The organism is Bacteroides cellulosilyticus DSM 14838 (genome assembly GCF_000158035.1).
Classification (GTDB): domain Bacteria; phylum Bacteroidota; class Bacteroidia; order Bacteroidales; family Bacteroidaceae; genus Bacteroides; species Bacteroides cellulosilyticus.
Map to the genome: position 1 here is coordinate 983,772 of NZ_EQ973492.1, position 12,190 is coordinate 995,961.

Genomic DNA, 12,190 nt, shown 5'->3' on the forward strand with positions numbered 1-12,190 from the left:
GGTCCACTATTCTACCGTCACCGATTTCGCCAGATTCCTCGGCTGATCCACATCCATCCCCTTGCATACTGCGATATGATACGCCAGTAACTGCAACGGTACCGTAGTAATCAACGGGTCGAGGCACTCGATTGTTTCCGGCAACTCGATACAAGTATCGGCAATCTTGCTGATAACCGTATCCCCTTTTGTCACCAGGGCAATCACTTTGCCCTTACGCGCCTTGATTTCCTGTATGTTACTCAATACTTTCTCATAAAGCCCGTTCTGTGTAGCAATCACTACCACCGGCATTTCAGCATCTACCAGTGCGATAGGCCCGTGCTTCATTTCAGCAGCCGGATAACCCTCGGCATGGATATAAGAGATTTCTTTCAGCTTCAACGCACCTTCCAGGGCTACGGGATACGAATATCCGCGTCCCAGATAGATAAAGTTATGCGCATACGTGAAGATCTTGGAAAGCTCTGCAATGCTGCCATTCAGCTTCAGCACTTCTTTCATCTTATCAGGAATGCGGTTCAGCTCCTGCACAATGGCAAGGAATTGCCCCTCATCTATCGTATTCTTCTCCTTGGCAAGCGTCAGCGCCAGCATGGTGAGCACTGTCACCTGTCCCGTAAACGCTTTGGTGGAAGCCACTCCGATTTCAGGGCCTACGTGGATATAAGAACCCGTATGCGTAGCCCTCGGAATAGACGAACCAATCGCATTACAGATGCCATAGATAAATGCCCCACGACTCCGCGCCAGTTCCACAGCTGCCAGTGTATCCGCCGTCTCGCCACTTTGCGAAATCGCAATCACCACATCCTTACTGTCTATCACCGGATCACGGTAACGGAATTCCGAAGCATACTCCACTTCCACCGGAATGCGGCAAAGACTTTCTATCAGATGCTTTCCGATAAGCGCCGCATGCCAGGAAGTACCGCACGCCACGATGATGAAACGTTTGGCTGCCAGCAGGCGGTCTTTGTTATCAATCACTGCGGAAAGCACCACATTTGTACTTTCTACATTGATACGTCCGCGCATACAGTCATGAATGCAATCGGGCTGTTCAAAAATCTCTTTCAGCATAAAGTGCGGATAACCACCCTTTTCCAACTGTCCCAGATTCAGCGCCACCGTCTTCACTTCGTGCGGACATTCCACATTTTTCAGGTTCACCACCTTCAGTTTCTCTCCGCGGCGGATGACGGCGATCTCTTCATCTTCCAAATATACGACTTTATCTGTATATTCCACAATCGGCGTAGCATCCGAAGCCAGGAAAAACTCATCTTCACCGATACCTACCACCAACGGACTACTCTTGCGGGCTGCTATAATCTCATCCGGATTGTCCTTATCCAGCACGGCAATGGCATAAGCGCCGATTACTTCACGCAACGCTAATTGCACAGCAGTCAGCAAATCTGTATTTTTGGATTTCTGGATGAATTCTATCAGTTGCACCAGTACTTCGGTGTCCGTACTGCTTTTGAATGAATAGCCTTTGGCCTGGAGTTTTTCTTTAAGGACGGCGTAGTTTTCGATGATGCCGTTGTGGATGAGAGCGAGATGTTCGGAAGAGGAATAATGAGGATGGGCGTTAGCGGAGCAAGGTTCCCCGTGCGTAGCCCAACGGGTATGGGCAATTCCGATGTTACCGGAAATATCTTTTTGAGTAACGAAAGTTTCCAGTTCCGAAACCTTACCTTTCGTTTTGTAAACGTTCAACTGTCGGTTATCACTGATTAATGCTACCCCTGCACTATCATATCCGCGATACTCTAATCGCTTCAATCCTTTGATAAGAATGGGGTAGGCTTTCTTTTGACCAATATAGCCTACGATTCCACACATACTAATTAATATTTGATTTTGCGCTGCAAAGATATAAAAACCCGAGAACATAAAGTTAATGTTTTGCCTATTTATTTATCAAAAGAATAGAAAAAAGATGTTTTCTTGTCAAAAAGTTAAAGAAAACAAACTTATTAAAGCAAAAGGAGTAATTTTATAAATTCAAAGTAAGCAATGGAATTTTAGTTTTATATTGAAAGGAGATAGCGGAAAAATCTTCCAATCCGATAAAGACTGTCGTTTTTCAAGGTTGCCAAATTGCCAAAAAGCCAAATTGCCAAGGCCAAAGGAAAAGGCCAATAAGATAAAAAGAACCTGTTGGCGGAATTAATTCATAATGGAAAAGTAATGAATAAAAGTGATTAAACAGTACTATCTCAATTCTCCTCCTCCGTCGGAGGAGGAGTACCCGTAGGGGGAGGTGGTAGGTGAGAAAAGAATTCCTTATTGATATGATTCATCGGTATTTCTTGCTTTACCTACCACCCCGCCCTCTGGGCACCCCTCCTCCGACAGAGGAGGGGAATTGAGATACTCTATTTACTTAATGTAGAGATACTCATTTTATTCATACCCTAAAGAAAGAAATTAATTCTGCCAACGGGTAAAGAGACTAAATCCATGTCAATCCCATATCAACACTGTATCAAGTCCGTACCATCTCCGTATCTATAGGAATGGACTTGGTACGGAGTTGGTATGGACTTGACACGGAGTTGGTACGGACTTGGTTATATCCGGATAAGGATGAAACAAAAAAAATGTCATGCACTTCCCTTTTGGCTATTTGGCATTATGGCAATATGGCAATTTCTCGAACGAGGGAAAGGCGTACTTACAATACAGAATATAAACCACGCATTTTACTTCAATTCAAAACACAAAAGCATACATTTTATTTCAATTTAAAATACATCTCCAATAAACAGATATTTTGCAAGTCACAAAAACCCACATTATTGTACCAATTTGAAATTAAATCAATACTTTTGCCAAACATTTTGATAGCAATAATAGGTATTGCTACAGAATAAAGTAAACTTAAAAAGATGAAAGAAGAACTTTTTAACAACGAAACAAAGAGAAAAGCCGGACAACAGGGAAGGGAAGAAAGCCAACATCCTGTATATCAACGACAGCCCAGGCAGTTGGGCTTGTATGATGTAGAGAACGAGCATGACGCTTGTGGTGTCGGTATGTTAGTGAACATCCACGGAGGCAAGTCACACGAACTGGTAGAGTCTGCATTGAAGGTGTTGGAGAACATGCGTCACCGGGGCGCCGAAGGTGCGGATAATAAAACCGGAGACGGTGCCGGCATCCTGCTGCAAATCCCGCACGAGTTTATTCTTTTGCAGGGTATTCCTGTCCCCGAGAAAGGGAAATACGGTACAGGTCTTCTCTTTCTACCGAAAGATGAGAAAGACCAAGGTGCTATCTTAAGCATTATCATCGAAGAGATTGAAAAAGAAGGATTGACATTGATGCACCTGCGCAATGTGCCCACTTGTCCAGAAACTCTGGGAGAATCAGCACTTGCCAACGAACCGGATATCAAACAGATTTTCATCACCGGATTTACGGAAAGCGAGACAGCCGACCGTAAACTCTATCTCATAAGAAAAAGAATAGAAAACAAAGTACGCAAATCGGATATTGCCACGCGCGAAGATTTCTACGTTGTCTCCCTATCCACGAAGAACATCATCTACAAAGGTATGCTCTCTTCACTGCAACTGCGAGGCTACTTCCCCGATCTGACAAACCCCTACTTCACCAGCGGCATAGCACTGGTGCACTCCCGCTTCAGTACCAACACCTTCCCTACCTGGGGACTGGCACAACCGTTCCGCCTCCTGGCCCACAACGGCGAAATCAACACCATCCGCGGCAACCGGGGTTGGATGGAAGCCCGTGAAAGTGTGCTCTCCTCTCCCGTCCTGGGCGACATAAGGGAGATACACCCCATCATTCAGCCGGGAATGAGCGACAGTGCCTCACTGGACAATGTTTTGGAATTCCTCGTTATGTCAGGCCTCAGCCTGCCGCACGCCATGGCCATGCTAGTACCGGAATCTTTCAACGAAAAGAACCCTATCAGCGAAGATCTGAAAGCATTCTATGAATACCACTCCATCCTGATGGAACCCTGGGATGGCCCTGCCGCCTTGCTGTTCAGCGACGGACGTTTTGCGGGCGGTATGCTCGACCGTAACGGATTGCGTCCTGCACGCTATCTGATTACGCACAACGATATGATGGTAGTGGCCAGCGAAGTGGGCGTGATGGATTTCGAACCGGGAGACATCAAAGAAAAGGGACGCCTGCAACCGGGTAAGATACTACTGGTAGATACCGAAAAAGGCGAAATCTACTACGACGGAGAATTGAAAGAACAGTTGGCCGAAGCCAAGCCTTACCGCAGTTGGCTGGCAACGAACCGCATCGAACTGGATGAGCTGAAAAGCGGGCGCAAAGTCCCACATAGCGTAGAGAATTACGAGAGGATGCTGCGCACCTTCGGTTATTCCAAGGAAGATGTGGAGCGGCTCATCGTCCCGATGTGTACCACGGGTGCCGAGCCTATCAACTCAATGGGGAATGATACGCCGCTTGCCGTGCTTTCAGATAAGCCACAACTACTGTACAATTACTTCCGCCAACAGTTTGCACAAGTCACCAATCCGCCTATCGACCCGATACGCGAGGAACTGGTAATGTCACTGACGGAATATATCGGCGCCGTGGGCATGAACATCCTGACACCCAGCGAAAGCCATTGTAAGATGGTGCGCCTCAACCATCCCATCCTGAGCAATGCACAACTGGATATTCTTTGCAACATCCGCTACAAAGGTTTCAAAACGGTGAAACTGCCCTTGCTGTTTGAAGTAGCAAAGGGTCGTGCCGGATTGCAGGAAGCACTCACAGCACTTTGCAAGCAAGCGGAAGAGTCCGTCAGCGAAGGGGTGAACTACATTGTATTGAGCGACCGTGATGTGGATGCCACTCATGCGGCTATCCCCTCCCTGCTGGCAGTAAGCGCAGTGCACCACCACCTTATCTCCGTGGGTAAACGTGTGCAGACGGCATTGGTCGTGGAAAGCGGTGAAATACGCGAGGTGATGCACGCAGCCCTGTTACTGGGATTTGGCGCCAGCGCCCTGAACCCTTACATGGCATTTGCCGTGATCGACAAGCTGGTGGCGAAGAAAGAAATCCAATTGGATTATGCCACAGCCGAAAAGAAATATGTCAAATCCATCTGCAAGGGATTGTTCAAGATCATGAGTAAGATGGGTATCAGTACCATCCGCTCGTATCGGGGAGCAAAAATATTCGAAGCCGTAGGTTTGAGTGAAGAGCTCAGCAATGCTTATTTCGGCGGGTTGAGATCCACAATAGGCGGTATCCGGCTGGATGAAGTGGCACGCGATGCAATCGCATTCCACGATGCAGGTTTTGCCGCACAGGTAGACGGATTACTCCCCAACAACGGTTTGTATGCTTTCCGTAAAGACGGAGAAAAACATGCCTGGAACCCGGAAACCATTTCTACCTTGCAACTTGCCACACGCCTGGGCAGCTATAAGAAGTTCAAAGAATTCACCAGTCTGGTAGACAGAAAAGAAGCGCCTATCTTCCTGCGCGACTTTCTGGATTTCCGCCGTGCCCCCATTTCTATAGATAAGGTTGAACCGGTAGAAAGCATCATGCACCGCTTTGTGACGGGTGCCATGAGTTACGGGTCTATCAGCAAAGAAGCGCATGAGGCAATGGCCATTGCCATGAACCGGATTCACGGACGCAGCAACACAGGTGAGGGAGGCGAAGACAGCGCACGCTTCACGCCCCGCGAAGACGGAACCAGTCTGCGTAGTGCCATCAAGCAGGTAGCTTCGGGACGTTTCGGCGTAACAACGGAGTATCTGGTGAATGCCGATGAAATACAAATCAAAGTGGCACAAGGGGCCAAACCGGGTGAAGGCGGTCAGTTGCCGGGCTTTAAAGTAGACCAGGTGATTGCGAAAACGCGCCACTCCATTCCCGGCATTTCATTGATTTCTCCCCCGCCCCATCACGACATTTATTCCATCGAAGATCTGGCACAGTTGATCTTCGATCTGAAGAATGTAAATCCTCGTGCCAAGATCAGTGTGAAACTGGTAGCCGAAAGCGGTGTAGGAACCATTGCCGCCGGAGTGGCCAAAGCAAAAGCAGACCTTATCGTCATCTCCGGTGCGGAAGGTGGTACGGGCGCCTCTCCTGCCTCCAGTATCCGCTATGCCGGTATCTCTCCTGAACTGGGACTAAGCGAGACGCAACAGACTCTTGTACTGAACGGTCTACGCGGACAAGTGATGCTGCAAGTGGACGGGCAACTGAAAACCGGTCGCGACATCGTACTGATGGCGATGCTGGGTGCCGAAGAGTTCGGTTTTGCAACCAGCGCTTTGATTGTACTGGGTTGCGTCATGATGCGCAAATGCCATCAGAACACCTGCCCTGTGGGTGTGGCAACGCAAAACGAGGAACTTCGCTGGCGCTTCCACGGACGCAGCGAATACCTGGTGAACTTCTTCACTTTCCTGGCGCAGGAAGTGCGGGAATATCTCGCCGAAATCGGTGTGGAACGTATGGATGACATCATCGGACGCACGGATCTTATTATCCGCAAGTCAGAAAACGAATCACCCAAGCAATCCCTGATTACTTTCGACAAAATACTGGCACGCATCGATAATGGTGCAGCCATCCGCCACACCATCGACCAGCAACACGGCATCGACCACGTAAAAGACGTTGAAATGCTGCATGCCGCTGCCGAAGCTCTGGAAAACCAGAAAGAAATCTCACTGGAATATACGATTGCCAATACGGATCGTGCTTGCGGAGCCATGCTTTCGGGCACCATTGCCGCGAAGTACGGTGAAGCGGGACTGCCGGAACATACGTTGAACGTAAAGTTCAAAGGTTCTGCAGGACAAAGTTTCGGTGCCTTCCTTGTACCGGGTGTCAACTTCAAGCTGGAAGGTGAAGCGAACGATTACCTCGGCAAAGGCCTTTCGGGCGGACGGATTGCCGTATTGCCTCCGGTACGCTCTAACTTCCAGGCCGAAAAGAATACGATTGCAGGAAACACCTTGCTCTATGGCGCAACCAGTGGTGAAGTTTACATCAATGGGCGCGTAGGCGAACGTTTTGCTGTCCGCAATTCCGGTGCCATTGCCGTAGTAGAGGGTGTAGGCGATCATTGTTGCGAGTACATGACGGGCGGTCGTGTGGTAGTCCTCGGTTCAACAGGGCGCAACTTCGCAGCCGGTATGTCGGGCGGTGTAGCTTATGTATGGAATAAGGATGGAAACTTCGATTATTTCTGTAACATGGAAATGGTAGAACTAAGCCTCATCGAAGAAGCCTCCTATCGTAAAGAGTTGCACGAACTCATCCGCCAGCACTACCTCTATACAGGCTCCAACCTGGCACGTACTATGCTTGATGACTGGAACCGATATGTGGATGAATTTATCCAGATAGTCCCCATCGAGTACAAGAAGGTACTGCAAGAGGAGCAAATGCGGAAACTGCAACAGAAGATTGCAGAGATGCAGAGAGATTATTAAAAATTACAGAACCAAGAACATCTCAACTCTCCTCCTCTTGGGAATTAAGATAGTCAAATTAAACAATACTACAATGGCAGATCCAAAAGCATTCTTAAACATACCACGACAGGAAGCGGGATACCGTCCTGTCCACGAACGCATCACCGACTTCAGTCAGGTGGAGCAAACTTTAAACAGTCACGAACGCAAACTCCAGGCATCACGTTGCATGGATTGCGGTGTACCCTTCTGTCACTGGGCATGCCCGTTGGGCAATAAGCAACCTGAATTTCAGGATGCACTTTATAAAGGTAAATGGCGCGAAGCATACGAAGTACTCGCTGCCACAAACGACTTCCCCGAATTTACCGGACGCATCTGTCCGGCACTTTGCGAAAAGTCATGTGTACTGAAGCTTTCGTGTGATGCACCTGTCACCATTCGTGAAAACGAGGCGGCTATTGCCGAAGCAGCTTTTCGCGAAGGTTACATCGTGCCCATTCAGCCCGAACGTAATGGAAAGCGGGTTGCCATCATCGGTGCAGGTCCTGCGGGACTCTCCGCTGCCTGCCAGCTGAATGCTAAAGGCTATGAAGTGACTCTTTTTGACAGCGAACCCATGCCCGGCGGATTACTGCGCTATGGTATTCCTAATTTTAAACTCGATAAGGCAGTAATCGACCGCCGGATGGGAGTGCTTGAAGCCGAAGGTATCAAGTTCGAAATGGGCGTAACGGTAGATGTACAGAAACTCCCCGCGGGCTTTGATGCCTACTGCATCTGCACCGGGACGCCACAGGCACGCGACCTCAATATCCCCGGACGCGAACTGAAAGGTATTTATCTTGCCCTCGAAATGCTGTCCCAGCAAAATCATATCCTCGATGGAGAAACGTTCTCCAAAGACCGTCTGGTAAATGCCAAGGGCAAACGGGTTCTCGTCATCGGTGGCGGTGATACAGGATCAGACTGTATCGGTACGAGTATCCGCCAGGGAGCCGTGAGTGTGACACAGATTGAAATCATGCCACAGCCTCCCGTAGGTCACAATGACGCTACTCCTTGGCCACAATGGCCCATTGTGCTGAAGACGACTTCAAGTCACGAAGAAGGTTGCACGCGCCGCTGGTCGCTGGCATCCAATCAGTTTATTGGCAAGAATGGAAAAGTCTGCGGTGTAGAGGTGGAAGAAGTGGAATGGATTCCGGCTCAGGATGGAGGACGCCCTACCATGAAACCTACCGGAAAGAAGGAAGTGATAGACGCCGATATGGTACTTCTGGCCATGGGCTTCCTGAAACCGGAACAGCCTGAATTTCCGGAAAATGTGTTCGTTGCAGGTGATGCGGCACGCGGTGCCAGCCTTGTGGTGCATGCACTGGCGGACGGACGGAGAGTGGCAGAACGGATAGACAAGTATTTGAGTGATTAGTGGTAAGTGATTGGTGATTAGCAGGCTGCGCTATGCTTTACTTACTAATTACTAATCACTCATCACTAAACCCTAATCACTGAACTAATCACTAATCATTAACCCCTAATCACTAAGCATCATGTGTGGAATCGTAGGTATCTTCAATATCAAATCTCAATCCCAGGAATTGAGAAACAAAGCGCTTCGAATGGCGCAGAAAATCCGTCATCGCGGACCGGACTGGAGTGGTATTTATGTAGGCGGCAGTGCCATCCTGGCTCACGAACGTCTTTCTATCGTCGATCCGGAAAGTGGCGGACAACCATTGTACTCTCCGGATGGCAAGCAAATCCTTGCCGTCAACGGTGAGATCTATAATCATCGGGAAATCCGTTCCCGCTATGCCGGCAAATATGCTTTCCGTACAGGATCGGACTGTGAAGTCATCCTCGCATTATATAAGGATAGAGGCATTCATTTCCTCGAAGAATTGAACGGTATCTTCGCCTTTGCCCTTTACGATGAGGAAGCAGACGATTATCTGATTGCCCGTGACCCTATCGGGGTAATCCCTCTTTATATCGGTCGTGACGACCAGGGACATATCTACGTCGGTAGCGAACTGAAAGCTCTCGAAGGTTTCTGTGATACCTACGAGCCTTTTCTGCCCGGACATTACTTCTGGGGACGTGAAGGGAAAATGCATCGTTGGTATCAACGCCCCTGGACCGATTATGCCGTCGTCAAAGCCAATGACACCAACGCCCGCCGGGCTACCCAACCAGAAATCAACAGTGTAAAACTCGCCCTTGAAGCTGCCGTGCAACGCCAGTTAATGTCCGATGTTCCTTACGGTGTTCTGCTCAGTGGTGGCCTCGACTCTTCCGTCATCTCCGCCATTGCCAAGAAGTATGCCCGCAAGCGCATTGAAACTGATAACCAGAGCGAAGCCTGGTGGCCTCAACTCCACTCCTTCGCCGTCGGTCTGCGCGGTGCACCGGACTTGATTAAAGCCCGTGAAGTGGCGGAATACATCGGCACTGTTCACCATGAAATCAATTATACCATTCAGGAAGGGCTCGATGCCTTGCATGATGTCATCTACTTTATCGAAACATACGATGTTACCACTGTACGTGCTTCCACACCGATGTACCTGTTGGCACGTGTCATCAAGTCTATGGGCATCAAGATGGTGCTTAGTGGTGAAGGTGCCGATGAGGTTTTCGGTGGTTATCTATACTTCCACAAAGCCCCCACACCGCAGGCTTTCCACGAAGAAACGATCCGTAAGCTCTCCAAATTGCACCTGTACGACTGTCTACGTGCCAATAAGAGCCTTTCTGCCTGGGGTGTGGAAGGTCGTGTTCCCTTCCTCGATAAAGAGTTCCTGGATGTGGCAATGAACCTCAGCCCTGTCGTCAAGATGTGTCCGGGCAAAGAAGTGGAGAAACGCATTGTGCGCGAAGCTTTCCAGGATATGCTGCCTCAGAGTGTTGCCTGGCGACAAAAAGAGCAATTTTCCGATGGCGTCGGTTACAATTGGATTGATACATTGAAAGCCATTACTTCTGCCGCCGTCACCGACCATCAGATGGAACATGCCGCCGAACGGTTTCCCATCAATCCACCACAGAATAAGGAGGAATATTACTATCGTAGCATTTTCGAAGAACACTTCCCCAGTCAGTCGGCTGCCCGAAGCGTGCCCAGTGTGCCGAGCGTGGCTTGCTCTACTGCTGAAGCACTCGCCTGGGATGCCACGTTGCAAGGGAAAAATGATCCGAGCGGACGGGCTGTGGCAGATGTGCACGAGGCAACGTATGCCGGGTAATGAGTCTTTACTGATTAATAATGGATTCGCCCCGCCCATTCTCTTTGCAAAGAATTGGCGGGGCGAATCCATAATAATATATAGCTTCTGTCAGCTATGACATTTTACCAGTTTTAATTTCATTCCTCAAAAAGTCATACACATAGCGAGGACTCTGAAAATAAAGTCCGGTTTTAGCATCCTGCAATTTTGCATACGTATCCGATGTATACAGAGTACGCAATGCAGATTTCATATCCATACCGAAATCTTCCATTAACAATAAAACAAGGTCTTTTGCTAAACCTTCTATCGCATAATCTACCTCATTCATATTCTCTTCAGTAAACAAATTGCTCGTTCAGTTCCAAAATAATATTGAATAGTCATTCCTTTCATATATTTCAGCCGTTCAATAAACGTAGGCAAATCAATTTCTCTATCCATATATCTACGTATCTGAATTCCTACACGATCATTAGCTATCGGTCCGATTACAATATCATAGTCGTGAACGTTTGCTGATGTAGGATTGTTGCGGTTAGCAAATATAAAATCCGCCCATTCATTATCGTATTCGCTAAAGACTTTCACTGTTAAGGAGGAATCATGCAAACAAGCTTCGTCAAATTCAAAAGCATTAACGACCGGCACTCCATCTATCTGTTCAGCTTTATAATCAGCCATAGCAATAGCCTGCTCTTTTTCAGCTGAAAGATAAAACCCTTTTCCAAAGTCTTTATTAGGTTTTGATTTTTGAAGATCAATTTCCTTAATATCTACCGTTGTACCATGATAAAGAATCATTTTATTGCCCCTCCAAAACGTTGACAATAAGCCGTAATATCTGATATTACATCCTCAAAACGTTGTGTATGAGCAATACCATAGTGTTTATCTATGAAATCAATAGCTTTATACCGATCCAAATAACGGTATGCCTGGCTGGGAGCAAGCGAATGTAGCTTAGCAAACTCACTGATCAGAGCTACAATATACTCTATTTTATCCTTAACACTAAAATCCATAAAAGTATTCTTTTTAGCAATGAAACATCACAAAGATAATCATTATTTCTATGATTTATTACTCCTTCTGCACCCATTTACTATCAATTTTTAAATATTCATATATTTAGAATGGTATTTTCAAGCATCATCGTACAAAAAAAAATTACCAAACGAAGCATATTAACAGAATACCAAAGGTTCTTATCACAGTCTCAAATATAGACAAATCACAGGCATTTTTTGCTTTATTAAGCTTCTTGTTATTCTTTTTTTAAGAATAACAGGAACGTTTTTAAAGAATGTGCTCAACGTTTATTAAAAACGTAAAAAGCCTCTTTTAAGCCCGAATCCAATAAATATCAACAAGAAAGGCGATAACTTCCTATTGAAATTACCGCCTTTCTTATTTTTTGTCTGTTGTTATCTTAGAAAACAAGTCGTATGAATTCTAAACCCCTTTCGGTTCCAACGGAGAGTGGCAGAACCGGATAGACAC

Annotated in this window: 7 protein-coding genes; 3 read left to right on the plus strand and 4 right to left on the minus strand. The window is 47.3% G+C overall.

What is annotated here, in order from left to right; translation table 11 throughout:
• Positions 1 to 6: 6 nt before the first annotated feature.
• Entirely contained in the window at positions 7 to 1,851 is a 1,845-nt protein-coding gene (gene glmS, locus BACCELL_RS22135; protein ID WP_029328774.1) for a glutamine--fructose-6-phosphate transaminase (isomerizing), read from the minus strand.
• Positions 1,852 to 2,900: 1,049 nt separating this feature from the next.
• Here glmS and gltB point away from each other — a divergent pair.
• From gltB to asnB, 3 genes are all read left to right on the plus strand, one after another.
• Positions 2,901 to 7,475, plus strand: a complete 4,575-nt coding sequence (gene gltB / locus BACCELL_RS22140; RefSeq protein WP_007214328.1) for a glutamate synthase large subunit — start codon at positions 2,901 to 2,903, stop codon at positions 7,473 to 7,475.
• A gap of 73 nt (positions 7,476 to 7,548) precedes the next feature.
• Positions 7,549 to 8,889 (plus strand): glutamate synthase subunit beta, encoded by a 1,341-nt coding sequence (locus BACCELL_RS22145; protein WP_044154191.1) that lies wholly within the window; start codon positions 7,549 to 7,551, stop codon positions 8,887 to 8,889.
• A gap of 121 nt (positions 8,890 to 9,010) precedes the next feature.
• A complete protein-coding gene (gene asnB, locus BACCELL_RS22150; protein WP_007214330.1) occupies positions 9,011 to 10,705 on the plus strand; it encodes an asparagine synthase B in 1,695 nt (564 codons plus the stop codon).
• Positions 10,706 to 10,799: 94 nt separating this feature from the next.
• Here the strand turns inward: asnB and BACCELL_RS22155 are convergent, their stop codons facing one another.
• From BACCELL_RS22155 to BACCELL_RS22165, 3 genes are read right to left on the minus strand one after another with little or no spacing between them, the layout of a single operon-like run.
• The gene (locus BACCELL_RS22155) at positions 10,800 to 11,018 is read right to left on the minus strand and encodes a hypothetical protein (protein ID WP_007214331.1); all 219 of its coding nucleotides are present in this window, start codon (positions 11,016 to 11,018) and stop codon (positions 10,800 to 10,802) included.
• On the minus strand, positions 11,015 to 11,491 hold the full coding sequence (locus BACCELL_RS22160; RefSeq protein ID WP_007214332.1) for a DUF3990 domain-containing protein: 477 nt from the start codon (positions 11,489 to 11,491) through the stop codon (positions 11,015 to 11,017). Before BACCELL_RS22160 ends, BACCELL_RS22155 begins: the two co-directional genes overlap by 4 nt.
• Positions 11,488 to 11,712: a DUF3791 domain-containing protein gene (locus BACCELL_RS22165; RefSeq protein WP_007214333.1), complete on the minus strand. Its 225-nt coding sequence runs from the start codon at positions 11,710 to 11,712 to the stop codon at positions 11,488 to 11,490. Before BACCELL_RS22165 ends, BACCELL_RS22160 begins: the two co-directional genes overlap by 4 nt.
• Positions 11,713 to 12,190 lie beyond the last annotated feature (478 nt).

Bases quoted from the DNA above. Each gene is read 5' to 3' on its own strand.
- glmS (WP_029328774.1), bottom strand. From the start codon at position 1,851: ATGTGTGGAATCGTAGGCTATATTGGTCAAAAGAAAGCCTACCCCATT.
- gltB (WP_007214328.1), top strand. From the start codon at position 2,901: ATGAAAGAAGAACTTTTTAACAACGAAACAAAGAGAAAAGCCGGACAA.
- BACCELL_RS22145 (WP_044154191.1), top strand. From the start codon at position 7,549: ATGGCAGATCCAAAAGCATTCTTAAACATACCACGACAGGAAGCGGGA.
- asnB (WP_007214330.1), top strand. From the start codon at position 9,011: ATGTGTGGAATCGTAGGTATCTTCAATATCAAATCTCAATCCCAGGAA.
- BACCELL_RS22155 (WP_007214331.1), bottom strand. From the start codon at position 11,018: ATGAATGAGGTAGATTATGCGATAGAAGGTTTAGCAAAAGACCTTGTT.
- BACCELL_RS22160 (WP_007214332.1), bottom strand. From the start codon at position 11,491: ATGATTCTTTATCATGGTACAACGGTAGATATTAAGGAAATTGATCTT.
- BACCELL_RS22165 (WP_007214333.1), bottom strand. From the start codon at position 11,712: ATGGATTTTAGTGTTAAGGATAAAATAGAGTATATTGTAGCTCTGATC.